Raw genomic sequence first — 25,251 nt, 5'->3', positions numbered from 1 at the left:
TAATGGCTTCGATGAACCAGAAATCCTCCGTTGCTCAAACCCTAAATCTATCCGGTAGGTGCTGACGTCAGACAGTCTCGGTCATCCAGACTTCTCCATTCGTTCCCCTTGTTGGCGAACAGCTGGTATCGGACTGGCTTTCATTTCAGCGATAAGTGTCGCACGTTTGTCAGGATCATCTTCGGAAGTTTCCGACGGGTGGAAGTCATCTTGCCAGCGGCGGTCCCTGAGATAAGTCGCAGCCTGCATCGGCGCTGCGTATGGGTGGGCTTTTCGCCAGGTGGCCCAAAACGCCTCTGCCTTCTCGGTTGCAAAGAAACGTTCAGCTTCGTTCAGCTTCGCCCAAGACATCCGAGCCCTGTGGAGGTTTTCCTTGTTTGGCCAAATCTCAATGAAATCTTCAAACACACACTCGCGCGCTTGCGCGCCTGTTGGTTCTATTCCTGGTTCCTTTCCAAGGTTCTTAGTGTCCGGATTCCGGACACGGGATTGGCCAAAATCCGGACACGGCTCTGGCTCATTTCCGGACACGGCACCGTGTCTTGTTTCCGGACACGGCTCCGCTACATCTTGTGGTTGCTTATCTACATTTTGTGTCCGTGTCTTATTTTCGGACACGGCATTTTGAGGGTCATCCAAGGTCAAAACATAGCTTGTGGGGCGCTGTTTTTTCGTCACTGGATCGACGCTTTGTACGCGTTGGATCAGCCCTAACGCCTCCAACTTGTCGAGGTGGCTATTCAGGGTGGATCGGCTCATCTCACAAAGATGAGAAAGGGTCGATTGCTTAGGATTGCATTGACCTGTGTGGCCGTTGTGGCAGTCAGCGAGATACCAGAGAACGATCTTGGTGGCGGGCTTTAATCCACGCTGTTTGATCGCCCAATTTGTGGCGGCGTGACTCACGTGACGATCCCCCGATACTCTATTGAAAGGCACCCGTCAGAGGACAGTCGATCTGCCAAAAGCCGGATTTCATCAGCATGGGTCTCTACGCCGTTTGGTACCGTCACAGCGGAAACCACGCACGTTCCTGACGCCACATCCGGGCAGCGCATATAGGTGCCGCCGAGAAGCCACTTGTCGTCTGGGGTAGCGCCCATTTGGTGCAGAAGGTCGTGCAGGGCCTTGAGGCGGTTGTCGCTGTCCCCCAGATGATTGGCGGGCAGGCGAACGTCGGTCCAGTACCAGCTTTCACCGACAAGCGGCTTGTACCGATCGGCAGCGCGCGCTTCATTGATGCGCCACCCTGCCTCATCGAACCAGGCTTTGCAGTTGACGGTCTTTCGCTTGTTCTTCCCCCTGCCCTCGTACAGTGCATTTACGGAAGGCGGCAAAGGCAGTGTCAGAATGAAGCTCATCTATCCAGCCCAGACGTAGCTTTGCGGCTCCACTTCAGGAAGCAGCCCGCAGTCTTCCGGTGTCAAAAAGCCGCGTATCTTCTCAAATTGAACGTGATCAACCTCAGTCCCATCGGTTAGGCTGTACTGGTTGTATTTCATGCGACCGCTGGCAACAGTAACCATGACCTTCTCACCGGACTTGATGCGCTCCAGTACATTCACGACTCTCATCCCTTACCCTTTCGCTTGCGTTTGGGTGTGAGCTTCTGGCGCATGTCATGTATGGCGCGCAGCTCATCGCCTGTAATTCCGCGCTGCTTGGCTTGGGCCTCATACCCATCCAATTCAGCTAGGCTTGTGATTGTTTTGACGATGTCGACCTTGCCCATTCACCCCTCCCCCAGAAAAGCCCGGCCCGAAGGCCAAGCAGTTGAAAGGGAAGGAAGTTCACGAATGTCTCCAGCAAGGAGATTATGCAGGACTCTCAGATTGAGCCATTGATTAGCCATAGTTCTAGTGATTTTATCTACGCAGATTCTCATAAATTCGGCGCATAAAGCCAAAATACGACCAAGGACCTCCTTATGAAAAAACTGATTTCCGCTACAGCGTTTGCACTTACATTTTCCGGCCAAACAGCTCTGGCTTTGGGCGAGTGCGCAACGATAGAAAACGATCTTGATCGCCTTAGCTGCTACGACAAAGTTTCTGGTCGCACACCCGAGACAATTGAAACTTCTCCTTCCGGAGGAGACTGGCATCTTCGTAAAGACAGATCTGACTTTAAGGACACTACCGATGTTTTCCTGTCGGTTAGGTCCAATGAGCCCGCTCAGTGTGGTAGGTATAAGTCTCCGGAAAAAGCTACTTTGATGATCAGATGTATGGAGAATACGACGGCCATTTTTCTGATCACAGAGTGCCACGTGGCATCTGGCCACGGAGGTTACGGAGTTGTGGATTACCGCATTGACGACCAGCCTGCAGGTGACAGGAACTTTGAAGCCAGCACAGACAACAGAGCGCTTGGGCTCTGGCGTGGTGGCAGCTCTATTCCGTTCATTAAGAAACTGATCGGATCTGATAAACTTTTGATGCGCTTCACCCCGTACAATGAATCCAAAACTACCGTCAAATTCGACACTACTGGATTGGATGAGGCTATTCTGCCCTTGCGCGAAGCTTGCAACTGGTAGCGTCATAGTGCGACCTCGGATAAGGCATTTTCCAGTTCGGTGATCCGCTGTCGAAGATTCGCAAGCCTCGGCTTCAGCCGCGCTTTTTCCTGATGATCTACCCGACCATCTTCCAGACACTCAGCCAGTAACCCACCTGTAGACAGGAGTTCCGTCAAAAGCTGTTGGGGTGTGATGTCCGTTGGTTCGGTCGATCGCACCTCGAAAGGCATATGCTTGATGGTTGCGGCAAAGAAGGCCTGCCCCATAACCGAGCAGAGCGACTGATACCGCTCAACCGATGGCATGGCCTCCCCTGCCCGGTAACTCTCTATGGTCCGCTGAGAGACGCCACTGGCTGCGGCAAGCTCGGCGCAGGAGTAACGACGGCCGCGGCCAACAAACAGGCACAGAGCTGATTTGAGCGATCTTTGCGCAGCATCTTGCGAAACGACAAGGTCATTGCTCATTGGAACACCGCCGATCCGGTGCCATGTTCAGCACATGTCAGGAAGTGATTTGAGTACGAGAACATTAACCGGGAGGCGGCGATCATCGTCGTCCCCCTTCACGGTAGCGAAAGTTTGTTACTGCAAAATCTCCACGCAGCGGCAATATTGCCTTGTCGTAGGCGATAGCTGCGACCGTGGGGCACCGAAATCTCCCGATATTGATACGTTCGCCCTTATTTTTGAATTGAACCCTAAATCTGTGCTTTTTTCCGACAATGGTGCTGACACCGATGTATCCACTGCAGGACCGATCTCGGATGCAGTTCCACCTATTCTGGCAGGCGCTAGCTGGCCTTATGTTGCACCAACGGTTATCGGCGCGATTTCTGTTCAGGTGATCGATCTGTTCAGTCGGCCAAGCACCGGTCATCAGTGCATAAGCGACCCGGTGGGCACAATACCTGTAACCCTTCCCAAGGTTTCCGATCAGATACCCAAACTGTGTCTTGTGGTTCAGAATTTCTTTGCCGGGCGTGTACGATGAAGGCCCTCCCCAGAACCTTCCCGTGTCCGGACTGTATAGAACGAGCTCGCGAAGCTCCGAGATTGGGATCTCCTTGCTCATTCTGCGGCCTCCGCAGTCTGACCTCTTTCCGGTCTCTTAGATCTGCTCGCCGCTATTTGGCGCCAGGAATCGACAGAAACCTGGTTTTCTGTTTCCGTTTCGATCTTGAGCATAAGATTGAAGCTCGGATAACGAGTGCCGGACAATATTTGGCTCAGGTACCCATCCGAGATTCCAACCTTCTTAGAGAAGACCGTCTGGGGTGTGTCGGTTTCCGACAAGTATGAGGCAAGGTGTTTCATGCCGCCATACTTTAGCTAATAGCTAATTTTTGACAAGCATTTTTTTAGCCATTTGCTAATCGTAGTAATTCACAACAAGAAGTAGTAAGTTAGCATGGAGCTAAATTTACAGATACGAAGAATAAGAAAAGAGCGCGGCCTAACAATTTCTCAACTTGCGGAGAAAGTTGGCGTGTCCACACCTCACATGTCTGAGGTCGAAAGAGGCGTTAAGAATCTAAACAACCACTTGATGGAGCGCCTATCGGCTGCGCTAGGTGTTTCACCACCAGAACTCGTTGGTGAGAAGCCGGATGACCAGTGGGATCGCCTTAGAAAGGCTATCGATGAACTTTCCAAGGAAGACGTTGACCGGGTGACTCAGTTTGCTGAAGCTCTTTCTTCCTCTTCAGACCGATCGCATAATCAATAACCTTTTCCCGTTCATCTTCGCTTAAGCGACAGTACAATTCCCATATGTCGGATAACTTTCCGCTCGCCCCATCGACGCAATGTACCAATGCAAACCCCTGTATAAAATATATCTTTCGGCCCCACCCGCGAGATAATCTCACGGTGACACTTTAGGGCGAGATTTATGAAAAATGCAAACTGCTGAATATTAATTCATCGATAGTGGTGGCCGGATTCCGGCCACTCTTGTATGCAGAGAGAGACCAAATCCCGGTGAAGCCCAACATCTTGTGCAATCTGTCGTTGGCTGGCGGGACCATTTGAACGAACGTATTCCTGCACCAGGGCGCAGTTCAGATCCCCGTAGTGTTCTTTCAAGCGTAAAAGAAGCCGCAGATTCGAATCTGCATTGCCCAACCTGGCCAGACCGTCGCACCCCCTACTGTACCGCGCTAAACCTATTAACGTGTGCTTATTATGGAATATGTTGGCGTATTGTCAGTGTCAGGGTGAGAGTTGGGGTATCTTCGAAAACCAAAGTATAGCAGGCAGTTGCGTGTCAAGAATTATGAAGCTTGCCGCGCTAACAGTAATTTAACTTGAATAGACACAATGTAGCCATCATAATGATAGGTAATGCAGGGGTAGTTCGGGGCTCTTTGAGGGGAGGCGAGAACCTAGACCACCCATCAATATGATAGGTTTTTTCGCTTGACTGACACCAACAAATTGTCCTACCGACTGCAAAACGAGAACTTGACCAAACAGGTGCGCCATTATTCTAGGGACACTAAGAACATTATGGTTTCCATCCATGCTGAAGACCGGATGTACGAACGGAACATTAGCTACGATTTGACCTTGGATGTGCTGAGGACCGGAACAGTTGAGTACCAAGAAACTGATAGGAAAGGAAATTCCGTTGTTCGAGTGACAAAAGCATCGCTCGGACAAAGAAGCGCAAGCGTGATCACCGCGGTTGTTACACAAAGTAAGCAACTCATACTGATCACAGTTATGTGGGATGACAATAAATGACCGAGATACTTTCATTTTGCAGAGGCAACGAGCAGCCAGAACGTGAACCGCACCATTATAGAGCGTGCGGCGTTGATGGCATCTATCTGCATGATGGGTTCACCATTGTGGAAGATGATCTGTATGGTCCATCTGTGATTATCGAAGACGCAGATGAACTCCACAAACGCATTGGGCTTGAGATCGTGCTATCTCGCCCGCATCTAAACGCGCGAGACGTGCGTTTTCTGCGTGAGCAGATGAAGAAATCGCAAGTTGCGCTGGCAAACGAGATTGGTGTGTCAGAGCAAATGATCGCCCGATATGAGAAGATTGACCAGACAGATATCACAGGCCCTGCGGACCGGTTGCTTCGCGCCCTGTATGTGTCGCACCTGTTCCCAGAGCAGCAGGCTGATATCATGGGAGTAATCATTGGCCTCTATCAAGAGAGTGAAGCCAATGTGGAGAACCTGGTCTTTAGCCGCGCAAAGCGGCATTGGGAAAAGATCAATGATCCAAGAGGATTCGCGACAGCCTAACCCTCCCGATTAGGTGAAACGAGACCCCGCCCCGGCGGGGTTTTTCTTTGCGCGATAGGTATGGCTGGTTCGAGGATCGAATGAGCCATACCGTTATTCTGGTAAGATCTATTTACCCCCACGCGACTTGCGCTGGAGAAGTACCACAGGCCTCAAGCCGCCCGGCCAAAGCGATCAGCTTACCCTTCGTGGCGGCAATTTCACCTTCCAGATCCGCCCCGGAAAGGCTGGAAACAGGGACGCCAATCAGGAACACACCCAAAGCATCACCCGAGACTGCATTTTTTTGAGCAGCCACCAAAGACGGCACTTTGGCCGATTCCTGTTTGTAGAGATCAGCGGCGCGCTTGCAAGATATCTCAGAATATGTATCGCCAAAGGAAACTGGGGCTATTGATGCAGGCTGCTGCGCGCAAGCCGCAAGCAAAACGACCGATGATAACCCCAAAACAATCTTGAACATGTTAATCCTCATTAACCAATGTGTGACTGATAACGTAAACTAGATGCTATATTGAGACTTTGCCCGAAATCAAACACGTTAACAAATATATTGGTTTTCGAATGTTAGACGACCGACTTTGCGCATCACGCTCGTGTGGGGTGCTGGGCGTGCCGTACCACTGTACATTTTCCAAGGATTGACGCGTCTGATTCTAGCGTTGCTATCAAGTGCAGCAAAGTTTTTAGCTATTAGCTAATTTATCTATTGACCACCTATTTAGCTATTTGCTAACTTCCTTCTTGTGACGAGAGGGAGACGATATGCTTACAGCCAACGACATTCATTACCGCAACGGTGTTTCAGAACGCCCGCGCTTTGTTGTCTTTCAGCGTATGACGGACCTAAACACTGGTGAGATCTTCTGGGCGGCGTTGACAACGGCAGCCGACGCGAATGAAGTGCTTTTCAAGGCCAATCTCAAGCCGATGTATCCTGACGCCGCGCATAAGCGCTTTGTGCTTGGCACGACCTTTGAGGAAGCCGGTAACCTCATCCGTTCGGGGCATCATTTCACCGACGCAGAGGTTGCGATCTACCGCAGCCCCTACCCGCCCATGGCGGCGGAGTGATGGCGATGACCCACCTCCCCCTCTCCCCCGCGCCTATCGAGCAGGCGCAAGACCCGGCAGGACCTACCAAAGCCAATCCTGCTCACGGAACAAAGGCGCGTTCCTGTCGGGGCAATTTAGGCGCAGTAACCAGTGTTGTTGGTGACGAGTTTGCGTCAGAGGCCACTCCCAGGCCCCAGAGGGTGGGAGGCCCTTCATCAGTTTCAGAGATCCCCACGTTAGGTGGCGGAGCCCGGTTTGCGAGAGCGCCGGGAATCCATGTGCCTGTCCGGCAGTCAGGAAAAGACACCTATAGCGAAAGGTGCGCATGGAACTCAGCATCCGGTGACGACCGGACTGCGCGGTGTGCCGGCACTACCAGCGCCGAAAGCGTAGAGGGTCGTTTGTTCGACTCACAGGGGGTGGAAATCCCCCACACCATTCAAGCTGCTTTCGAGCGCATGAACGCCGCGCAGATGCGCCGTGACGCCAGCGAGAGCCTGCCGTTTGGGGCCAAGCTGCTGATCGGCCTGTTCTGCGGCCTGCTGGCAGTCTCAGCCTCCCATGCGCACCGAACCTATGTCCTGCAGATGAATTGGGAGCGGATCAATGAGTGACTTCCGCTTCATCCCCGACCTGTCTCACTCCAAATACGAGGACGCGGAATACCGTCGCTCGGTGGGGAACATCCTCAACCTCTTGATACTGATGGTCATTGCCTTGGCGTTTGTCACTGTTTTTTGGGCCTACCAGATCTCGCAACCGTTGTCCCGGGATTGCGAGTACGACCTCGGCGGGTGTCACGCCTCTATCCCGCCTGCCGAGGTCAACAACACATTCCAGTTTCAGCCCTGAAAGGAGACCTGAGCTATGAGTACCCTTGCCAAGATCGATGAGACACCCACACTTCCGGCTGATCCAATGGTTTCCATGATCGAGCGCGTGGCCTTAGACCCCGGCGCAGACATCGACAAGCTGGAACGAATGCTTGCGATGAAAGAACGCTTAGAAGACAAAGCGGCTGAGACCTCATTCAATGAGGCCAAGGCCGATGCTCAGGCTGAAATGCCAGCTATCGCCGCGCGGCACGACAACGACCAGACACGCAGCAAATTCGCAAAACTCAAAGACATTTACGACGAGTGCAAGCCAGTCCTTGCCAAGCACGGGTTCAGCTTTAGCGCTGTTCCGGTCATCGGCGGGCGCGACGGATACATCAACATGCGTTGGACGTTGAGCCGCGCTGGTCACTCCGTCAGCGACGTGTCCGAGATTCCTATTGATGACCGCGGAATGAAGGGTGCTGCGAACAAAACACAGACCCACGCCTATGGCAGCACTACGTCTTACGGTCGCCGCTACTTGTTTTGCGCCGTGTTCGATATTGCCATCGGCGATGACAATGACGGAAATGGTGCTAGCGCGGTCGAGACAGTCAGCCCCGAACAATACATAGCGCTGCGCGACAAGCTTGAAGAAAGCGGAATGGAGCCCCGCAAGTTCCACATGGCGTTTGGGCACAAAAGCCCAGACACCGCAGATCTACAGCAATTTCCGGCGACTTTGTTTGAAGACGCCATGGGTCGCCTCAACAAGTACGTGGAGGCGAAAACCAATGGTTGAGCAAGGCAGCGCAGAATGGCACCAGGAGCGGCTTGGAAAGGTTACGGCATCGCGAATAGCTGATGTGATGATGAAGCCCGCAACGGCGTGTTATCAGAACTACCAAGCTCAGCTTATTTGCGAACGTCTGACTGGCCAGCCGACCGAGATGTTCACCAGCGCGGCCATGCAGCACGGCACAGATACCGAGCCGCAGGCGCGGGCAATGTATGAACTGACGTGCGGCGTTGATGTGGCCGAGGTCGGTTTCATCCCGCACCCATCGCTTGCCATGACTGGCGCGAGCCCTGATGGCCTCATAGGAGATGTGGGTCTTGTGGAAATCAAATGCCCGCAGCCTGCAACCCACATCAAGACGATCACTGGCAAAAACATCGACCGCAAGTATCTGCTGCAAATGCACTGGCAGATGATCTGCACAGGTCGGGACTGGTGTGACTTTGTTTCTTTCTGCCCAGCCCTTCCCCATGACCTGCAGCTTTTCGTCAAGCGCGTAGAGCCTGACGCCGAACTATCCGAGGAAATCACTAAGGCGGTGACACAATTTATCGCAAACGTAGGCGCCATGACGGACGCGCTCACAAAGATATCTAAGGAGGCTGCATGACGTTCCTCGAAACTCTCGAAAAAGTGAAAGCGGACGCCGAACAGTGCAACAGGCGCCTTAGAGCGGTGACAGGCGTTGGCCAAAAGCCCAACTACGGCGCAGGCCAGGGGAGAACCAAACCTGTCATTCAAAGGCGCTTGGCGGTTCGACAGATGATGCACTCCATGACCATTGCAGACATGGCAGAGCACCTTGGCGTGAGCGTTTCCACCATCAAAGGCGACATCATCACCAACAGAACGGAGGATGAAAATGCAAGCCGTAGCTGATGCCGTTGATGTGTATTTCAAGCGCGAAGCCGAGGCAATGACGACGCCTCAAGGTGCGGATCATTCCGAACTTATCGAGCAGGTCGCAGTGGAAACAGGCATCGAAACCGATGTCCTAACCGAGGCCATCTTAGACGCCTCCATCATGGGCGCGAACTGATGCCCCATCGCGTGATCGACACCAAAGACGACCTGTCCGAATTCACCCGGTTCCTTGGCAACTTGAAACTGCCGATCACTGTGGAATGGGTTCAGGGGCGAGATCGCACCAAGGACCAAAACTCCCTGCAGTGGCTCTGGGCCGCTGAGGTTGCCCAACAGCTTGGCGACAGGGATGCGGCTGATGTGCAGGCCGATTGGAAGTTGCGCCACGGTGTCCCGATCATGCGTGAAGACAGCGCAGAGTTCCGTGAAGCCTATGACTCGATGATCAAACCCCTGCCCTATGAGACCAAACTGCGCGTCATGCGTGATCTGGACTTCGGTGTGACCCGCCTGATGAAGGTTCGGCAGATGGTCCGATACATGGACACCATTCAGCGCGAGAGCCTTCAGATGGGGCTACACCTGACCGATCCCGATCCCGAGCTGGCCAAGTACCAGAGCCGCTATCGCCAGAAAGACGCGGCATGACGGGCCGAGCGACCAAAGAATGGATCGGCGCCACGCCTGACACGCGCGTACCGCATCGCGTTCGCCTGAGGGTGTTTGAAGCTCACGGCGGCATGTGCGGCATCACCGGGCGTAAAATCCAACCCGGTGACGCTTGGGATATCGACCACGTCCAGGCATTGGCCATCGGTGGCGAGAACCGCGAAAGCAACCTGCAACCGGCGCTGAAAGAGGTTCACAAGGCTAAAACTGCAAACGACGTCGCTCGGAAATCCAAAGATCGCCGTGTTCGCTCAAAACATCTCGGAATCCACCAGTGCAAGACACCCCTGCCCGGTGGTCGCAATTCCAAATTCAAACGCAAGATCGGCGGCGGCGTCGTTCTGCGAGACGAAGATTGAACACCTTGCATGGTGCCGGGTGCCCCTTCCCGTTGGTGAGTGGCGGGAAGGGGAAAAGGAGACAACCGTGGGAACGGCCAAAAGCATACAGGAGCATTCGCGAGTGAATACTGAGATACATTCGATCAGCGGCGCTGTGATCGCCCAAGCGGCAATCCGATACCGGCGGTGAGGGCCGGCTGGTCAGAAAATGACCCTACCCCATGACCCGCTTATCCCTTGAGAAGAAGGACGAGACACAGGAGGGAATATGAGTTTCCAGTTTCCACCACGACTGATGCAGGCAAAGGCTGCCGCGTACTATTTGGGTGTCTCGACATCCAAGTTCCGCGGCCTCGAATTGCCCTGCAAAAAAGACGGTGGAAACAAGTTATACGATATCGCCGACCTTGACGCCTATGCCGACAATCTCCCTTATGAGGGCAAACAGGGGCAAGAAAACACATGCGACAGGGTATTCGGTTGAAGGGCATCAAACGGATAACCAAGCCAAATGGCAGCGTTTATGTCTATCGCCGTGTCGGTGGGTCTTTGGTTCCCCTGCCGAATCTTCCCGAAAATGACCCGCGTTTTCTTGAGGCGTATCTTGCCGCCGGAAGTGCTGAACCCGAAAAAAAACTGCGCGCAAAAGCGGGGACGATTGCCGCAGCTATTGAAGCCTTCAAGGGCTCCAAATCTTTTGAGGGCCGCGCACCAAGCACGCAAGTAGTTTGGCGGCGTATTCTCGATCAGATGAGCGAAGCCTACGGCGTCAGCAAAATCACGGATCTGCGCACCTATCACATCAACAAGGATCTCGCGAAGGTATCAGCCGGAGCGGCCCGCCCCCGTCGGACGATCTGGCGCGCCCTTCTGGAGTACACAAAAGAACAAGGTGCGATCGACACCAACCCGGCGCGGGATGCTGTAATCTCGAAATACGACCCGAAGCCACATCAGCCCTGGACGGCCGCCGACATAAGTAAGTTCCGAAAGCATTGGGCAATCGGCACACCGGAGCGGCAGGCAATGGAAGTCGTATTTTGGACCGGAGCGAGATGCGTTGATGCGCGAACCCTTGGGTGGCAGAAAGTTGAAGACGGAATACTGGAATTCGTCCAGCAAAAGACCGGCGGGACTGCCGTTGTGCCGATCACTGCCCCGCCACCGCCCCTACTTGAAACCGACCAGAAGATGTTCCTCGATAGCATCAGCGGCGACATGATTTGGATCACCACGCGCAATGGAAAGCCGCGAAGTCAGAAGGCATTGTCTCAGTTCATCAGCGCGGCCGCGTCATCTGCAGGGCTGCCCGACGACAGAACTGCCCACGGTTTGCGAAAGGCCCGAGCGATGTCTCTCGTCTACGCAGGATGGACACCACACCAGATCGGGGCTTGGACAGGCCACGACAGCCTGAAAGAGATCGAGGATTACACCAGGGATGTGAACAAAAGGGCGCTGGTTTCTGGTGAAAGAAAAGTCCTAGACATAAGGAAGCGATAGTGCCTCGCAAAAAACAATCCGAAAAAGAGAACGAACAAAGAATGAATTTGGGAAACCGCTTGAAAACCAAGTGGAAACCAGCTGGATAAGCATTTGATTTGTATTCATAATATTTGTTGAATGGCGCACCTGAGAGGATTCGAACCTCTGGCCTCTGCCTTCGGAGGGCAGCGCTCTATCCAGCTGAGCTACAGGTGCCTGAGCCGTTAGCTAACCTTGTTCCGGTCCGGGTGCAACTGAAAATCGACCCGGATCAAACAGGTTTCACGCGAACAGATCATGCGCAAGTTCAAGCGCTTCGATCAGGGTATCGACCTCATCTTTCGAGTTATAGAGACCAAAACTTGCGCGGCATGTCGCGGTTACTCCGAGGAAATCCATCAATGGTCCAGCACAATGGTGCCCGGCCCGAACAGCGACGCCCTTTTTATCCAAAATCGTCGAAATGTCATGTGCGTGGCCTGCACCGTCCAAAGTGAAGCTAAAGATCGCCGCTTTGTCCGGCCGTGTCCCCTGAAGCTGAATCCAGTTCAGCCCCGCAAACCTCTGCATCGCATAGTCTCGGATCTCGGCCTCATGAGCAGCAACGTTGTCCATCCCCAAATCCATCAGATAGTCCAGAGCGACGCCCAGTCCGATGGTTTGCACGATGCCAGGAGTTCCCGCCTCGAATTTCATCGGTGGATCATTGTAGATCACCTGATCCTTGCTGACCTCTTTGATCATGTCACCGCCACCGATAAACGGGCGCATTTCGGCCATCCGGTCAGATTTGATGTAAATCGCTCCCGATCCCGATGGGCCATAAAGCTTATGCCCGGTGATGGCGTAGAAATCGCAGCCGATATCCTGGACATCGACCGGCATATGCACGGCGCCTTGACTGCCATCCACCAGCACCGGGACGCCTTTGGCATGGGCGCCTTCGGTGATTGCTTTGACATCCACAACCGTGCCCAACACGTTCGAACAATGGGTCACCGCGACCAGCTTGGTTTTTGGACCGATGGCATCAATGACAGCTTGCGGATCAAGCCCACCATCCGCATCCACATCCACCCATTTCAGCACCACTCCCTGACGCTCGCGCAGGAAATGCCAGGGTACGATGTTTGCATGATGCTCCATCACACTCAGGACGATCTCATCCCCGGCCTGAAGACGCGGCATCGCCCAGCCATAGGCGACCAGATTGATGCCTTCGGTCGTGCCCGAGTTCAGAACAATCTCATCTTCATCCGTTACGCCCAGAAATCGGGCAATAGTTCCACGAACGGATTCGTATTTCTCGGTCGCCAGATTGGACAGATAGTGCAGCCCGCGATGCACATTTGCATATTCTTCGGTATAAGCCCGCGTCACAGCGTCAATGACAACCTGTGGCTTCTGAGCTGATGCTCCATTGTCCAGATAGGTCAGCGGCTTGCCGTTTACCTCTCGGGACAGGATCGGAAAGTCAGCGCGAATTTTCTGCAGATCGAACATCGTATTTTTCTTCCCTAGACCGGGCCGCTGGGTGTGAACATGAGGACAAATGAGATTGAAATCAGTGCGGATAACAGAATGACCCCAAAAGATTTCAGCATCGAGTTGAACTTATGAGCTTCATTCAGGAAATGCATTGAGACGTAAAGGCTGACAAGTGCGGTCGCCAGCAAAAACATGACCATCATAAATGGAACAACCATCGAAACGATCAGCGTCACCGACATCGCTGCGATCTGAAGGAATTGCAGCCAGATCGTCAGGATCAGGATATCTTTGAATGTCGCAACGCCCCCGATAGTACGACCAACAAAAAGAAGAGCCACCACGCTGAGCAGCATCGCGCCTGACGAACGTAGAAGGTTCAGAATAACAGGATCAGAAACGGGAAGCGGTTCACCTTGCGGGACAGGGACCATCTGTTCGATACCAATTTGGATGGCACCGTTCAGAACGACAGCCAAAAAGAATGCCAGCCAGACAACTTCACGCCCGGGACGCAGATCCAGCAACCGTCTTGCCGCTTCGGCAGGGTTGGTCAGGGTCAGAACAGCAATCTGACTCAGCACGGCCGGATTCATTCCGCATACCTTTGCGCTTGCCTAAGGCCCGAAAACCAGAACCACAGGAATACGACGAACCAAACCAACCCGACAGTGGTCATGGTTGTCCCCGGACCAATAAAACCAGCGACAAGGCCGTTCAGCAAAATCAACGGCGTCGAGGATAGTAACGCCCAGAACAGAGCCAACCTTGCGCCATAGGCAGTCCCCTTTCCGCCGAACAGACGCGCCGCACCGTGGGACACGAAGGCCAGAAGGTAAAAGAACAGCGGCAAGATAATGACAGTTCCAAGCAAGGCACCGCCCAACAGCATGTTAAGTTCGAGGTCTTCGAGATGCGCCCGCCGGGACAAACGTGGCAGTTGCGCAATGAATGCCACCACGCAGAACGCCATTACAAAGACCAAAGCGCGGTCCTCACGTTCGCCCAAATCCAGAAGCCGGCTTACAACCCGGCCTGGTCCACGGTATGTGGCCACTATATCCGACGTTACCGGCATCAGCTTCGCCGAGAAAGCCAGCCTTCAAGGCGGTCAACCATAGCCTCCGCAAGGCCTTCATCCTCGATCTCTTCCACAGCCTCGGCTAGGAACGACAAAGTCAGCAAATTTGTTGCCTCTTTGACGGGCACACCCCGAGACCGCAGGTAGAACAGAGCCGTTTCATCAAGCGCACCTGATGTCGAACCGTGCGAACAGACTACGTCATCGGCATAGATCTCAAGCTCGGGCTTGGCGAGGAACTGACTATCATCATCCAGCAGCAAAGACTGGCTGATCTGATACCCGTCTGTTTTCTGGGCGCCCTCTTTCACAAGGATCTTGCCCTGAAACACGCCGGTCGCGCCGTTCCGCAGCACCTTCTTGAACACCTGGCGGCTTTCGCAACCAACCGCGTCATGGGTGACGAACACCGTGTCGTCATGGTGAAAATCGCCATCTCCGACGCAGGCACCGGCCACGTGCGCCACCGCATCATCGCCGGTCAATTCGATCACCTGTTCGTTCCGGGTCAGAACACCGTTCATAGTCAGGGTGAAGGATTTGTAGACAGAATTGGCACCCAACCGTGTAAACATATGCGTCGCCGCACGACGCTCGTGGTCACGACCCTGGGCCCGCACATGGTGCAGCGAGCCACCATCGGCAATGTCAATTTCCATACATTTGTTGAAACGCGATGCCGCCGGCCCGTTTTCGAGAATGGTAACCTCGGCGTCAGTTTCGACCCGCACTACGTGATGCAGGATCGCATCCGAATCCTCGGACGCATGGCGATAGATCAGGCTGATCGGTTTCGATGGCTTACCGGTCACATGGATGGCCACGCCGTCTGATGCAAATGCGGTGTTCAATGCGGCCAGCGGGCGCTGAACCGGGACTTGTCCATTTGCTTCAAGAACGCCGTACAAGTCTTTGGCCCAATGGATATCTTTGCAGCAAATATCTTCAAGCCGGTCGATCGAAACACCTTCGAGTGTCAGATCATCGGACTCTTCCGGATTGAACACTCCGTCAACGAAGACAATCTTCAAGCGGTCGAATTCATCGAACATTTGCGGTTCGTCCGACTCGAACAGCGCCGCATGCGCTGCATCAGCCGATACGAGCGTATCGGGTTGGGTGTATTTCCAGTACTCGTCGCGCCGGCTGGGCAAGCCCATTTGGCGCACACGGGCAATTGCGTCCTCGCGCGCAGCGCGAGTACATCCGGCATCGGGCAACGACAGGACGGCCAACCGCTCCTCTGTCGCAGTCTGTTTTGCTTGGGGCAACGCCATCAGTTCACCTCGGCCAGAATGTCGGCATAACCGTTGTTTTCAACCTCAAGTGCCAACTCGGGACCGCCAGTTTTTACAATCCGCCCATCGGCCATGATATGCACGACATCAGGTTTGATGTGGTCCAGAAGGCGCTGATAATGCGTGATAACAAGGAAACCACGCGCTTCGTCGCGCAGCGCGTTCACGCCCTCGGCAACCAGTTTCATCGCGTCTACATCCAAACCGGAATCTGTCTCGTCCAGAATGCACATTTTGGGCTCGAGCATGGCCATTTGCAGTATTTCGTTGCGCTTTTTCTCACCGCCAGAAAAGCCAACATTCACAGGGCGCTTCAGCATATCCGCATCGATCTTTAACGATTTGGCCTTGGCGCGCACCTCTTTCAGGAAATCGGCTGCTGAAAGCTCTTCTTCCCCGCGGGCCTTGCGCTGTGAGTTCACAGCGGTGCGCAGAAAGGTCATGTTGCCAACGCCCGGGATTTCAACCGGATATTGGAACGCCAGGAAAACACCGGCTGCTGCGCGCTCTTCCGGTTCCATCTCGAACAGGTTCTCACCACCAAGGGTCGCCGAGCCTTCGGTCACTTCATACCCATCCCGACCGGACAGCACATAGCTGAGCGTCGATTTGCCCGAGCCATTCGGCCCCATGATCGCATGTACCTTGCCAGCCTCAACCTTCAGGTCGACACCTTTGAGGATTTGCTTGTCTTCTTCTTCAAGTTTGACGTGCAGGTTTTTGATTTCCAGCATGTTTATTTCCTTTGGCGTATCGCAAGAGGGTCATGCCCCCTGTATGTTCTGAATTCAGGGAAAGTCGGGATTAACCCACAGATCCTTCGAGACTGATGGCCACCAACTGCTGGGCCTCCATCGCAAATTCCATTGGCAGTGCCTGTAGCACGTCCTTGCAGAACCCGTTGACAACAAGGGCCACGGCCTCTTCCTCGTCCATTCCGCGCTGACGGCAATAGAACAGCTGATCATCATCGACCTTCGACGTCGTCGCTTCATGCTCGACGCGCGATGAGTTGTTCTTGACCTCGATATAGGGCACCGTATGCGCCCCGCATTTGTCGCCGATCAGCAAGCTGTCACACTGGGTGTAATTGCGGCTGTCCTTGGCTTTTGGATGCATCGAGACCAACCCGCGATAGGTGTTCTGCGCCTTGCCCGCGCTGATCCCTTTCGAAACGATCCGAGACTTGGTGTTCTTGCCGAGGTGGATCATCTTGGTGCCAGTGTCGGCCTGCTGATAGTTATTGGCAATCGCGATCGAATAGAACTCACCTTGGCTTTCATTGCCGCGCAGGATGCAGGACGGGTATTTCCATGTCACGGCAGAGCCGGTCTCCACCTGCGTCCACATCACCTTGGACCGGTCGCCGCGGCAATCCGCGCGCTTGGTCACAAAGTTATAGATGCCGCCCTTGCCATTCTCATCCCCGGGGTACCAGTTCTGAACGGTCGAGTATTTTACCTCGGCATCTTCCTCGATGATGATTTCGACCACGGCAGCATGCAGCTGCGCAGTGTCGCGCTGAGGCGCAGTACAGCCTTCCAAGTAGCTGACATAGCTGCCTTTATCGGCGATGATCAGGGTGCGTTCAAACTGACCGGTGTTCTCCGCATTGATGCGGAAATAGGTGCTCAGCTCCATCGGGCAGCGTACGCCCGGCGGGATGTAGACAAATGACCCGTCCGAGAACACGGCCGAGTTCAGCGTGGCATAGAAATTATCGGATACCGGAACCACAGTGCCCAGGTATTTCTTGACCAGCTCGGGGTGTTCCCTGATCGCTTCAGAAATCGAACAGAAGATCACACCTGCCTTTTTCAGTTCGGCCTGAAAAGTTGTGCCAACGGACACCGAGTCGAACACCGCATCCACGGCCACTTTGCGCCCTTCGACGGGCATATCCTCGGCACCTTCGACGCCAGCCAGAATCATCTGTTCTTTCAGTGGGATACCAAGCTTTTCGTAAGTAGCCAGCAGCTTCGGATCCACCTCATCCAGCGATTTCGGCTTTACCTCCATCGATTTCGGACGGGCATAGTAATACTGGTTCTGGAAGTCGATTTCGGGATAGCTGACCATCGCCCATTTCGGCTCTTCCATCTTGGTCCAGCGTTCGAACGCGGCCAGACGCCATTCGGTCATCCATTCCGGTTCTTCATTCTTGTCCGAGATCAGACGGACGATATCGGGGTTCACGCCTTTTGGGGCGTATTCCATCTCGATATCGGTGTTCCAGCCGTATTTATAAGTTCCGGCCTCGCGCACCGCATCAACGGTTTCCTGATCGACACCTTCTTTTACCTGAGTCTGGTCCAAAGCGGCCATGACTTATCCTCCGTCAGATCACGCGGCACGCGCGCGATGCTTTTTCTCTTTTTCCAGCCACGTATCCGCGAAACGCAGCACATCATCTTCTGTCGTCCAAGGGCCGAGCGATACGCGAATTGCGCTGGCTGCCGTTACCTCGTCATATCCCATTGCCGTCAGAACTCGGCTGGTCTTTACCTTGCCACTTGAACAGGCCGAACCTGCGCTGATCGCAAATCCAGCCAGATCCATCTGCATAACCTGCGTCTCCCCTTTCCATCCGGGAGTTGCAAAACACAAAGTGTTGGGGAGTCGCTCCTGATCTTTCCCGACAAAAATAGTCGCTTTCGATCCGGCCTCAAGAGCGTTCTCTAGAATATTTCTAAATTTAGCAACATTTTCCCAAACACCGTTAGCCAGATCTTTCACTGCGGCCTCGGCAGCGGCACCAAAACCCGCGATTCCAACAACGTTTTCCGTCCCGGAGCGCCGGCCCATTTCCTGCCCGCCACCAACAGCAAGCGGGTTGATGTCCAGCCCTTGTTTTAGGATCAGAGAGCCAACACCCTTAGGACCGCCGATTTTATGCGCCGAAAGAACCGCCATATCCGCATCGCTCCAGGCGAAGGAAAAGGGAATACGGCCAACAGCCTGTGTAATATCCAGCAACAACCAATCGGCGCGCCGTGCGCCATAGGGCCACTGACCTTCGACCTTTTTCGGTGGCAAGGTAACGATACCTGTTTCTGAATTCGCCAACCCCATTGCTAAGATGTGACCAGGTCCGAACGGGCGTTCGTCGCAGTTCGATAGATCAAGATGCGACCAAAGCGCGTCATGCGCCGTTGCATCGACGAACACATCGCAATTATTCGGTCTATTCTGCAGGACCCGAGCCGCTTCGGTCGCACCTGAGGTGAAAATAACTTCCTGCGGTCGGCACCCGACAGCTTCGGCCACCTGCGCCCGTGCACGCTCGACCATGGCCTTTGCCGCTCGTCCTTCAGCGTGAACCGAGGAAGGGTTACCGATCTGATCCATTGCCGTGATCATCGCATCGCGCGCTTCGGAGCGAATTGGCGTTGTGGCGTTATGATCAAGGTAAACACGATTCATGGATGCACCTTTTGGCAACCAAAGGGACTTGGACAAAGCAAATTCATCTTACTCGTCCACGACCGCGAACAGATTGGGAACAGCCGGACAGGGTGCCAAGTCGTTCCTGATCACATCAGAAAGCCGCGTTTGATGCAGAAACACATAAACATGGGCACTCAGCCCTTCCCACAATCGGTTGGTCAGCGATTGCGCACGACTGCCCGATGAGGCCCCGGATGCCCCTGCCCCTTTTTTCAACGCGTCTACAGTTTCGTCGACGGCGGACAGAATTTCGACTACACGGATTTCCGACGCAGGGCGCGCCAACCGATAACCTCCGCCCGGACCGCGCACTGACGAGACAAGCTCGGCCCGGCGCAGCTTTACGAACAGCTGTTCAAGATAAGGCAACGAGATGTCCTGCCGTTCGGAAATTTCGCTCAGCGTTACCAGTCCGTCAGAAGACTGAAGAGCGATATCAGCCAAGGCCACCATCGCGTAACGACCCTTGGTCGAAAGCTTCATTCTCATTCCCTTATGGCAGTTAACGCGCGAAATCATTGACGCCGCCGCTGCCAGTGCGTATCTCCGACTGACAGCGCCCTTGCGCCGACTATCACAATTAGAACCGTTCTAAGGTGTCCGACGATTATCGTCAAGTATTTCCGGACACCCAGAAGAAAAAGACAGGACCTATGCACACATGCCCGAGGTGATTTTTCCCGGACCCGAAGGCCGCCTGGAAGGCCGCTACCACCCGCAAAAGGAAAAAGACGCACCGATCGCCATCGTGTTGCACCCGCATCCTCAATTTGGCGGGACCATGAACAACAAGGTGGTCTATAATCTGCACTATGCGTTCTACAACATGGGTTTCACCGTGTTGCGGTTCAACTTTCGCGGTGTTGGCCGCAGCCAGGGCGAATATGACCAGGGCGTAGGCGAGCTGAGTGATGCGGCATCGGCACTGGACTACCTGCAGTCGATGAACAACAATTCGAAACACTGCTGGGTCGCAGGGTTCTCGTTCGGAGCCTGGATCGGGATGCAACTGCTTATGCGCCGCCCTGAGATTACCGGTTTCATCAGCGTTTCTCCGCCAGCCAACATGTATGATTTCTCGTTCCTGGCGCCCTGCCCCTCTTCGGGTCTGATTATCAACGGATCCTCTGATCGGGTAGCCCCGCCTGCAGACACCACTGCATTGGTTAACAAGCTGCATGAACAGAAGGGCATCACAATCACCCATAACGAAGTTGAGGGTGCAGACCACTTCTTTCAGGATCGCCACATGGATACGCTGATCACTGATGTAAGTGACTATGTGAAACGGCGGCTGACAGAGAACACGCGCTAATGTCCGACACGATCATCAGGCTTGCTTCCAAGCTGGCCGAAGACACAATGAAAGTGATGGACGAAACCGGAAACGACCGCTTCTTCATGGAAGTTGGCGAAGTGATCGGGGCGTCCTCACAAACATTGGAAGAAGCATTCCTGACCGAGATCCGTGTCCGGATGGCCGAACGTAAGGCCCGCAAGTTTGTCGTCGAGAAATTGACCGAACATCGGTCAAAACTGAAAGCTATAGAAAAACAATGACGCAAAGATTGTCCGCGCAAATCGACTTCCTTAAACGCGCGGACAGGCTGAAATCTGTCAATCGTGCCAACGCCTTGTTGGATCAGTCCCGCCCAGAGAACGCGGCTGAGCATAGTTGGCAACTGGCGCTTTGGGCCCTGGTTTTGGAACCGGTTGCAGGGCCAGACGTGAATATCGACCGCGTGATCAAAATGCTACTGCTGCATGATCTGGTCGAAATCATCGTAGGCGATCACCCGATTCACCTGAAAACAGATTGGAAAGCACTGGAATTGGCGGAACAAACAGCTGCTGAAGAGCTGTTTGGCATGCTGCCTGCTGATCAGGCCACGACGTTTCTGGCTCTTTGGCAAGAATTCGAGGCCGACACCACTCCGGACGCGAAATTCGCCAAGATTCTGGATCGGTCGCAACCGATGTTTCAGGTGCTGTGTGCAGAACGGCCAAACCCAGAGCATTTAGCTGTCGTGAATGACAACCTGAAACAAGGTCGCGCTGCCTATCTGCAACAAGCTTTCCCGGACGCATATAATCTTGCCCAAGCACTGCTGAATGGAGGCAAACTCGAAACCTCCGAGCTTTCTTTGCGTTTGGGTTTCTTGTCCGAAACTGACCAACTCAAATCGGTTCAGCGCGCATCGCGTCTGCTCTATGATGACCGGTTTGAGAATTCAGCCGAACATTCCTGGCACATCATGCTTTTTGCCTGGGTCCTGTCCGAATATGCAGCCCCTTCCGTTTCTGTAAACCGCGCCCTCAGAATGCTTTTGCTGCACGACATTGTTGAAATTGACGCCGGTGATCACCCAATTCATGGGCAGGTCGACCACGCGGCACAAGCCGCCGAGGAACTTGCTGCGGCGCAAAGGTTGTTTGGAATGCTCCCAGAGGTGCAAAATCAAGAATTCATGTCGATCTGGCAGGAGTTTGAACAGGCCGAAAGCCCCGATGCCTGTTTCGCCAAAGCGATTGATCGCTTCCAGACCCCGGTTGGCAACCTCGAGACAGGAGGCGGTTCCTGGATTGATTACAACGTCACATACGAACAAATCCACAGCCGTGTCGGCACGGTGATTATTCCCGGTGCACCAGCCCTGTGGGCATGGCTGGATCCGTTACTTCGGGGTTACTTTTCTGAGACTGCAGAAAGCTGAAAACACAGCGGAAAAAGGAGCATAACACCCCTTTTTCCTGTATTCGGCAGTCGCTTAAACCGATGTACCAATCAATCGCTCAACATTTCGGGCTGCTTTTGTTTCGACGGACCCCCCGCCAGCAAGCCACCCAAGCGCAACAATAAGTGCCGAAAGAGCGATGACGTATTTTGCAAATTTCGTCATGGCGATACTCATAAAAAAAACACGATAAAACGCGGACAAAGTATCACATTGCCGAAAATCCACATAGTCGGGTAATCCTGACCCCTGACGGATGCCAGAAAACTCCTGCTATCGCTTGCGGGTATCGGTCATTTCGTGCTCAACCCAATGCAACCTTATTGAATGCGAGACCACCGTGCCCAAAGCATATCTTCTACTGCTGTTGGCAGTTGTTGCCGAAACGATTGGTACAACTGCACTTCAGGCCAGCCAGCAATTCAGCCGGTTCTGGCCGTCAGTGCTTGTGGTTGTTGGCTATGGAATTGCCTTTTATCTGATGGCCCTCACGCTCAAATACATGCCGGTTGGTATCGTCTATGCAATCTGGTCCGGCCTTGGAATCGTGCTGATTGCCATCATCGGTTTCATTGTCTTTGGTCAGAGGTTGGATTTACCCGGGATCGCTGGACTCAGCATGATTTTGGGTGGAATACTAATCATACACCTCTTTTCCGGTACAGCAGGACACTGACGATCGGTTAGGGCTGGCATATTTCGCCGAGCCGCGTTATGCGCGCGTCAACTTCCCGTTCAAAGGCTGACCTCTCATGGACCTGCGCAATATCGCAATCATCGCTCACGTGGACCACGGCAAAACAACGCTGGTCGATGAGCTGCTAAAACAATCCGGTGCGTTCCGGGAAAATCAAGCTGTCGCAGAACGCGCCATGGACAGCAATGACCTCGAGCGTGAGCGTGGTATCACCATCCTTGCAAAGGCCACTTCGGTGGAGTGGAAAGGCACGCGGATCAATATCGTCGATACGCCGGGCCACGCCGATTTCGGCGGCGAGGTTGAACGCATCCTTAGCATGGTCGACGGCGTTGTCCTGCTGGTCGATGCTGCCGAAGGTCCGATGCCGCAAACCAAATTCGTGACCTCCAAGGCGCTGGCGCTGGGTCTGCGTCCGATTGTGGTGCTGAACAAAGTCGACAAGCCCGACGCCGAACCAGACCGCGCGCTGGACGAATGCTTTGATCTGTTCGCAAACCTTGGTGCGGATGACGATCAGCTTGATTTCCCTTCAATGTACGCCTCAGGCCGGTCGGGCTGGGCAGATATGGAGCTGGAAGGACCCCGCAAGGATCTGTCAGCACTGTTCGACCTGATCGTTGACCACGTCCCAGCTCCCAAACAGATCGAACGCAAGGACGAACCCTTCCGGATGCTTGCCACGACACTGGGCAGCGACCCGTTCATCGGCCGCATTCTGACTGGCCGTGTCGAAAGTGGTACGCTCAAGGCAGGTGACACCCTCAAGGCGCTCAGCCGGGACGGAACACTTATCGAGAACTTTCGCGCCTCAAAAATCCTGGCTTTCCGCGGTCTGGGGCAGCAACCCATTGATGTGGCCGAGGCGGGCGATATCGTCACCATCGCAGGTATGAGCAAAGCGACCGTGGCAGATTCGCTTGTTGCCCCACAGGTCGAAGACGCTCTGCCCGCGCAGCCGATCGACCCGCCGACAATCACAGTGACCTTTGGTATCAACGATTCGCCCCTTGCCGGCCGAGACGGTAAAAAGGTTCAGTCCCGTGTCATTCGCGACCGTTTGATGAAAGAAGCAGAATCAAACGTCGCCATTCGCATTACCGACACTCCGGGCGGTGAGGCCTTCGAAGTTGCGGGACGCGGCGAATTGCAGATGGGTGTTCTGATCGAAAACATGCGCCGCGAAGGGTTCGAGCTGAGTATCTCTCGCCCACAGGTCCTGTTCCGCGAAGAAGACGGTCAGCGCCTGGAGCCCATCGAAGAAGTCACCATTGACGTTGATGACGAGTATTCCGGCTCGGTCATTGAAAAGATAACAGGTGTCCGCAAAGGTGAACTGGCCGAGATGCGGCCTGCTGGTACGGGCAAAACCCGCATCATCGCCCATGTGCCGTCACGCGGGTTGATCGGTTATCACGGTGAATTCCTGACAGATACACGCGGTACTGGCGTTTTGAACCGTGTGTTCCACGACTGGGCACCGCATAAAGGACAAATTCCGGGCCGCCGCGCAGGCGTTCTGATCTCGATGGAGAACGGACAAGCAGTTGCCTATGCCCTTTGGAACCTCGAAGAGCGTGGCCGCATGTTTGTTGGCCCTCAGACCGATGTATATCAGGGTATGGTTATCGGCGAGCATTCGCGCGACAACGATCTTGAGGTTAACCCGCTGAAGGGGAAAAAGCTGACCAACGTCCGGGCCAGCGGATCGGATGACGCTGTGCGCCTGACACCCCATATTCAGTTCTCGTTGGAAGAGGCGATCGCCTATATCGACGATGACGAACTTGTCGAAGTGACCCCGAACGCAATCCGTCTGCGCAAACGCTTTCTGGATCCGCACGAGCGCAAGCGTATGGCAAGATCTGCCTGATCATTGCAGTGATGCAGTTCACAGATTGGAAACAATAACACAATCGTGACATATTTGCGCACACGCGTATTAAGGCCCATCCTGGAAGGCTCGCTCTCAAAGCGGGCCTTCTTTTTGTTTTACCTACACTTTCCTCTTTAAGTTGTTTCACTTTTAACATTCACAATTTTAGGAAACTTGTAATTCTGGCTCAAAAGGGATGTATTTGTGTCCAAAGTATGGCACCTGTTTGCCTGCCAAGTTTTGAGTAATGAGTATCAAGGAGTAGCGCCATGCGCATTAAGTCTCGCTTACTTTCAATAGTATTTGTTTCAGCAACATTCCCAGTTATTTCAGCTGTATCCGCTTCAGCTTCAGACATGTGTACAATACGAACAGCCAAACAGTCGGTATCGACTGAAACGCTTTGTGCATGTTCTGTCGTAGACGCCCGGATGCTGCGCTATTTGCAGCGACGCTCAGATTTCGAGGACATCTTGTCCCGTACATTGGAGAGTTGCCCAGCTTTTGCAGCAGTTCTGACTGACTTTCCAACCGCATCTATTCTCGGAAATGAGCAACGATCAGGAGACGGCGCTGCTGATGAAAATGGCGGTGGTGGTTCCGGCGGCGGCGGTGGCGGCGGCGGTGGTACCGGCGGCGGCGGTGGCGGCGGCGGCGGCGGTGATACCCGCGGCGGCGGTGGCGGCAATGGTGACGGCAACGATGATGACGACGGTGGTGACGGCGGCGACGGTGGTGACGGCGGCGAAGGTGGCGACGGCGGCGAAGGTGGTGACGGCGGCGAAGGTGGCGACGGCGGCGAAGGTGG

The 25,251-nt window shown here is 54.1% G+C and carries 39 protein-coding genes and 1 tRNA gene; 20 read left to right on the top strand and 20 right to left on the bottom strand.

Annotation, left to right across the window (positions count from 1 at the left end; all coding sequences use genetic code 11):
• Positions 1 to 81: 81 nt before the first annotated feature.
• Genes AC2FFF_RS19040 through AC2FFF_RS19025 form a run of 4 tightly spaced genes read right to left on the bottom strand, consistent with a single transcriptional unit; the run spans position 82 to position 1,732 of the window.
• The gene (locus AC2FFF_RS19040) at positions 82 to 906 is read right to left on the bottom strand and encodes a helix-turn-helix domain-containing protein (protein ID WP_496883063.1); all 825 of its coding nucleotides are present in this window, start codon (positions 904 to 906) and stop codon (positions 82 to 84) included.
• A complete protein-coding gene (locus AC2FFF_RS19035) occupies positions 903 to 1,361 on the bottom strand; it encodes a RusA family crossover junction endodeoxyribonuclease (RefSeq protein WP_496883062.1) in 459 nt (152 codons plus the stop codon). Before AC2FFF_RS19035 ends, AC2FFF_RS19040 begins: the two co-directional genes overlap by 4 nt.
• Complete coding sequence (locus tag AC2FFF_RS19030) at positions 1,362 to 1,565, bottom strand: hypothetical protein (RefSeq protein ID WP_496700364.1); 204 nt, start codon at positions 1,563 to 1,565, stop codon at positions 1,362 to 1,364.
• Between the two features lie 5 nt (positions 1,566 to 1,570).
• Positions 1,571 to 1,732 carry a hypothetical protein gene (locus AC2FFF_RS19025; protein ID WP_496700365.1) on the bottom strand — a complete coding sequence of 54 codons (162 nt, stop codon included), beginning with the start codon at positions 1,730 to 1,732 and terminating at the stop codon, positions 1,571 to 1,573.
• 195 nt (positions 1,733 to 1,927) lie between these two features.
• Here AC2FFF_RS19025 and AC2FFF_RS19020 point away from each other — a divergent pair, with 195 nt between their 5' ends.
• Entirely contained in the window at positions 1,928 to 2,539 is a 612-nt protein-coding gene (locus AC2FFF_RS19020) for a type VI secretion system-associated protein TagO (protein WP_496700366.1), read from the top strand.
• Positions 2,540 to 2,541: 2 nt separating this feature from the next.
• Here AC2FFF_RS19020 and AC2FFF_RS19015 read toward each other — a convergent pair whose 3' ends face one another.
• From AC2FFF_RS19015 to AC2FFF_RS19005, 3 genes are all read right to left on the bottom strand, one after another.
• The gene (locus AC2FFF_RS19015; RefSeq protein ID WP_496700367.1) at positions 2,542 to 2,988 is read right to left on the bottom strand and encodes a helix-turn-helix domain-containing protein; all 447 of its coding nucleotides are present in this window, start codon (positions 2,986 to 2,988) and stop codon (positions 2,542 to 2,544) included.
• Between the two features lie 82 nt (positions 2,989 to 3,070).
• On the bottom strand, positions 3,071 to 3,400 hold the full coding sequence (locus tag AC2FFF_RS19010) for an HNH endonuclease (protein ID WP_496883065.1): 330 nt from the start codon (positions 3,398 to 3,400) through the stop codon (positions 3,071 to 3,073).
• Between the two features lie 191 nt (positions 3,401 to 3,591).
• Positions 3,592 to 3,837 carry a helix-turn-helix domain-containing protein gene (locus tag AC2FFF_RS19005; protein ID WP_496883061.1) on the bottom strand — a complete coding sequence of 82 codons (246 nt, stop codon included), beginning with the start codon at positions 3,835 to 3,837 and terminating at the stop codon, positions 3,592 to 3,594.
• A gap of 94 nt (positions 3,838 to 3,931) precedes the next feature.
• Here AC2FFF_RS19005 and AC2FFF_RS19000 point away from each other — a divergent pair, with 94 nt between their 5' ends.
• From AC2FFF_RS19000 to AC2FFF_RS18990, 3 genes are all read left to right on the top strand, one after another.
• Positions 3,932 to 4,249: a helix-turn-helix domain-containing protein gene (locus tag AC2FFF_RS19000; RefSeq protein WP_496883060.1), complete on the top strand. Its 318-nt coding sequence runs from the start codon at positions 3,932 to 3,934 to the stop codon at positions 4,247 to 4,249.
• Positions 4,250 to 5,031: 782 nt separating this feature from the next.
• Positions 5,032 to 5,268, top strand: coding sequence for a DUF4258 domain-containing protein (locus AC2FFF_RS18995; protein WP_496883064.1), 237 nt, complete (start codon positions 5,032 to 5,034; stop codon positions 5,266 to 5,268).
• Positions 5,265 to 5,789 (top strand): helix-turn-helix domain-containing protein, encoded by a 525-nt coding sequence (locus tag AC2FFF_RS18990; RefSeq protein ID WP_496883059.1) that lies wholly within the window; start codon positions 5,265 to 5,267, stop codon positions 5,787 to 5,789. Before AC2FFF_RS18995 ends, AC2FFF_RS18990 begins: the two co-directional genes overlap by 4 nt.
• Before the next feature lie 112 nt (positions 5,790 to 5,901).
• Here AC2FFF_RS18990 and AC2FFF_RS18985 read toward each other — a convergent pair whose 3' ends face one another.
• Positions 5,902 to 6,252 (bottom strand): hypothetical protein, encoded by a 351-nt coding sequence (locus AC2FFF_RS18985; protein ID WP_496883058.1) that lies wholly within the window; start codon positions 6,250 to 6,252, stop codon positions 5,902 to 5,904.
• 302 nt (positions 6,253 to 6,554) lie between these two features.
• On the opposite strand from AC2FFF_RS18985, the gene AC2FFF_RS18980 reads away from it, so the two are divergent.
• The 11 genes from AC2FFF_RS18980 (at position 6,555) to AC2FFF_RS18930 (ending at position 11,839) form a co-directional block, all read left to right on the top strand.
• Positions 6,555 to 6,863, top strand: a complete 309-nt coding sequence (locus AC2FFF_RS18980; protein ID WP_496883057.1) for a hypothetical protein — start codon at positions 6,555 to 6,557, stop codon at positions 6,861 to 6,863.
• Positions 6,864 to 7,246: 383 nt separating this feature from the next.
• Positions 7,247 to 7,459 (top strand): hypothetical protein, encoded by a 213-nt coding sequence (locus AC2FFF_RS18975; RefSeq protein WP_496883056.1) that lies wholly within the window; start codon positions 7,247 to 7,249, stop codon positions 7,457 to 7,459.
• Positions 7,452 to 7,697, top strand: a complete 246-nt coding sequence (locus tag AC2FFF_RS18970; protein WP_496883055.1) for a hypothetical protein — start codon at positions 7,452 to 7,454, stop codon at positions 7,695 to 7,697. Before AC2FFF_RS18975 ends, AC2FFF_RS18970 begins: the two co-directional genes overlap by 8 nt.
• Positions 7,698 to 7,712: 15 nt before the next feature.
• Positions 7,713 to 8,465 (top strand): ERF family protein, encoded by a 753-nt coding sequence (locus AC2FFF_RS18965; protein WP_496883054.1) that lies wholly within the window; start codon positions 7,713 to 7,715, stop codon positions 8,463 to 8,465.
• A complete protein-coding gene (locus AC2FFF_RS18960) occupies positions 8,458 to 9,072 on the top strand; it encodes a lambda exonuclease family protein (RefSeq protein ID WP_496883053.1) in 615 nt (204 codons plus the stop codon). The genes AC2FFF_RS18965 and AC2FFF_RS18960 overlap by 8 nt, the downstream gene beginning before the upstream one ends.
• On the top strand, positions 9,069 to 9,341 hold the full coding sequence (locus AC2FFF_RS18955; RefSeq protein WP_496790563.1) for a hypothetical protein: 273 nt from the start codon (positions 9,069 to 9,071) through the stop codon (positions 9,339 to 9,341). Before AC2FFF_RS18960 ends, AC2FFF_RS18955 begins: the two co-directional genes overlap by 4 nt.
• Positions 9,325 to 9,501 carry a hypothetical protein gene (locus tag AC2FFF_RS18950; RefSeq protein ID WP_496883052.1) on the top strand — a complete coding sequence of 59 codons (177 nt, stop codon included), beginning with the start codon at positions 9,325 to 9,327 and terminating at the stop codon, positions 9,499 to 9,501. Before AC2FFF_RS18955 ends, AC2FFF_RS18950 begins: the two co-directional genes overlap by 17 nt.
• The gene (locus AC2FFF_RS18945) at positions 9,501 to 9,974 is read left to right on the top strand and encodes a NinB/YbcN family protein (protein WP_496883051.1); all 474 of its coding nucleotides are present in this window, start codon (positions 9,501 to 9,503) and stop codon (positions 9,972 to 9,974) included. The genes AC2FFF_RS18950 and AC2FFF_RS18945 overlap by 1 nt, the downstream gene beginning before the upstream one ends.
• Complete coding sequence (locus AC2FFF_RS18940) at positions 9,971 to 10,354, top strand: HNH endonuclease (RefSeq protein WP_496883050.1); 384 nt, start codon at positions 9,971 to 9,973, stop codon at positions 10,352 to 10,354. Before AC2FFF_RS18945 ends, AC2FFF_RS18940 begins: the two co-directional genes overlap by 4 nt.
• A 250-nt stretch (positions 10,355 to 10,604) precedes the next feature.
• Positions 10,605 to 10,820, top strand: a complete 216-nt coding sequence (locus AC2FFF_RS18935) for a hypothetical protein (RefSeq protein ID WP_496700388.1) — start codon at positions 10,605 to 10,607, stop codon at positions 10,818 to 10,820.
• A complete protein-coding gene (locus AC2FFF_RS18930) occupies positions 10,817 to 11,839 on the top strand; it encodes a site-specific integrase (RefSeq protein ID WP_496883049.1) in 1,023 nt (340 codons plus the stop codon). Before AC2FFF_RS18935 ends, AC2FFF_RS18930 begins: the two co-directional genes overlap by 4 nt.
• Before the next feature lie 121 nt (positions 11,840 to 11,960).
• Here AC2FFF_RS18930 and AC2FFF_RS18925 read toward each other — a convergent pair.
• From AC2FFF_RS18925 to iscR, 9 genes are all read right to left on the bottom strand, one after another.
• Positions 11,961 to 12,037 (bottom strand) — tRNA-Arg (locus tag AC2FFF_RS18925).
• 66 nt (positions 12,038 to 12,103) lie between these two features.
• Positions 12,104 to 13,324 (bottom strand): cysteine desulfurase, encoded by a 1,221-nt coding sequence (locus tag AC2FFF_RS18920; protein WP_281972083.1) that lies wholly within the window; start codon positions 13,322 to 13,324, stop codon positions 12,104 to 12,106.
• 14 nt (positions 13,325 to 13,338) lie between these two features.
• A complete protein-coding gene (locus AC2FFF_RS18915; RefSeq protein ID WP_142633743.1) occupies positions 13,339 to 13,905 on the bottom strand; it encodes a YIP1 family protein in 567 nt (188 codons plus the stop codon).
• Entirely contained in the window at positions 13,902 to 14,387 is a 486-nt protein-coding gene (locus AC2FFF_RS18910; RefSeq protein WP_142633741.1) for a YIP1 family protein, read from the bottom strand. Before AC2FFF_RS18910 ends, AC2FFF_RS18915 begins: the two co-directional genes overlap by 4 nt.
• Positions 14,387 to 15,667, bottom strand: a complete 1,281-nt coding sequence (gene sufD, locus AC2FFF_RS18905) for a Fe-S cluster assembly protein SufD (RefSeq protein WP_271947165.1) — start codon at positions 15,665 to 15,667, stop codon at positions 14,387 to 14,389. The genes AC2FFF_RS18910 and sufD overlap by 1 nt, the downstream gene beginning before the upstream one ends.
• Positions 15,667 to 16,422, bottom strand: coding sequence for a Fe-S cluster assembly ATPase SufC (gene sufC / locus AC2FFF_RS18900; RefSeq protein WP_142633737.1), 756 nt, complete (start codon positions 16,420 to 16,422; stop codon positions 15,667 to 15,669). Before sufC ends, sufD begins: the two co-directional genes overlap by 1 nt.
• 70 nt (positions 16,423 to 16,492) lie before the next feature.
• Positions 16,493 to 18,013: a Fe-S cluster assembly protein SufB gene (gene sufB, locus AC2FFF_RS18895; protein WP_281972082.1), complete on the bottom strand. Its 1,521-nt coding sequence runs from the start codon at positions 18,011 to 18,013 to the stop codon at positions 16,493 to 16,495.
• 18 nt (positions 18,014 to 18,031) lie between these two features.
• Entirely contained in the window at positions 18,032 to 19,111 is a 1,080-nt protein-coding gene (locus tag AC2FFF_RS18890; RefSeq protein ID WP_496883048.1) for a cysteine desulfurase family protein, read from the bottom strand.
• Between the two features lie 48 nt (positions 19,112 to 19,159).
• Complete coding sequence (gene iscR, locus AC2FFF_RS18885) at positions 19,160 to 19,618, bottom strand: Fe-S cluster assembly transcriptional regulator IscR (RefSeq protein ID WP_142633731.1); 459 nt, start codon at positions 19,616 to 19,618, stop codon at positions 19,160 to 19,162.
• Between the two features lie 178 nt (positions 19,619 to 19,796).
• Here iscR and AC2FFF_RS18880 point away from each other — a divergent pair, with 178 nt between their 5' ends.
• The 3 genes from AC2FFF_RS18880 to AC2FFF_RS18870 are packed head-to-tail and all read left to right on the top strand — an operon-like array spanning position 19,797 to position 21,849.
• Entirely contained in the window at positions 19,797 to 20,450 is a 654-nt protein-coding gene (locus AC2FFF_RS18880) for an alpha/beta hydrolase (protein WP_142633729.1), read from the top strand.
• On the top strand, positions 20,450 to 20,695 hold the full coding sequence (locus tag AC2FFF_RS18875) for a hypothetical protein (protein ID WP_142633727.1): 246 nt from the start codon (positions 20,450 to 20,452) through the stop codon (positions 20,693 to 20,695). Before AC2FFF_RS18880 ends, AC2FFF_RS18875 begins: the two co-directional genes overlap by 1 nt.
• The gene (locus AC2FFF_RS18870) at positions 20,692 to 21,849 is read left to right on the top strand and encodes an HD domain-containing protein (RefSeq protein ID WP_496701054.1); all 1,158 of its coding nucleotides are present in this window, start codon (positions 20,692 to 20,694) and stop codon (positions 21,847 to 21,849) included. The genes AC2FFF_RS18875 and AC2FFF_RS18870 overlap by 4 nt, the downstream gene beginning before the upstream one ends.
• A gap of 54 nt (positions 21,850 to 21,903) precedes the next feature.
• Here AC2FFF_RS18870 and AC2FFF_RS18865 read toward each other — a convergent pair whose 3' ends face one another.
• A complete protein-coding gene (locus tag AC2FFF_RS18865) occupies positions 21,904 to 22,035 on the bottom strand; it encodes a hypothetical protein (RefSeq protein WP_271947174.1) in 132 nt (43 codons plus the stop codon).
• A 175-nt stretch (positions 22,036 to 22,210) separates the two neighbouring features.
• Between AC2FFF_RS18865 and AC2FFF_RS18860 the strand changes: the two genes are divergently transcribed.
• Positions 22,211 to 22,546, top strand: coding sequence for a DMT family transporter (locus AC2FFF_RS18860; RefSeq protein ID WP_142633723.1), 336 nt, complete (start codon positions 22,211 to 22,213; stop codon positions 22,544 to 22,546).
• 76 nt (positions 22,547 to 22,622) lie between these two features.
• Positions 22,623 to 24,440: a translational GTPase TypA gene (gene typA, locus AC2FFF_RS18855; RefSeq protein ID WP_271947178.1), complete on the top strand. Its 1,818-nt coding sequence runs from the start codon at positions 22,623 to 22,625 to the stop codon at positions 24,438 to 24,440.
• 190 nt (positions 24,441 to 24,630) lie between these two features.
• On the opposite strand, the gene AC2FFF_RS18850 is transcribed toward typA, so the two are convergent.
• On the bottom strand, positions 24,631 to 24,801 hold the full coding sequence (locus AC2FFF_RS18850; RefSeq protein WP_185956608.1) for a hypothetical protein: 171 nt from the start codon (positions 24,799 to 24,801) through the stop codon (positions 24,631 to 24,633).
• 202 nt (positions 24,802 to 25,003) lie between these two features.
• The coding region (locus AC2FFF_RS18845) for a hypothetical protein (protein WP_496883047.1) at positions 25,004 to 25,251 on the bottom strand (248 nt) is incomplete at its 5' end.

It is taken from the genome of Ruegeria sp. YTSA226, assembly GCF_059609905.1.
This window is presented reverse-complemented; position numbering and strand designations above follow the sequence as displayed.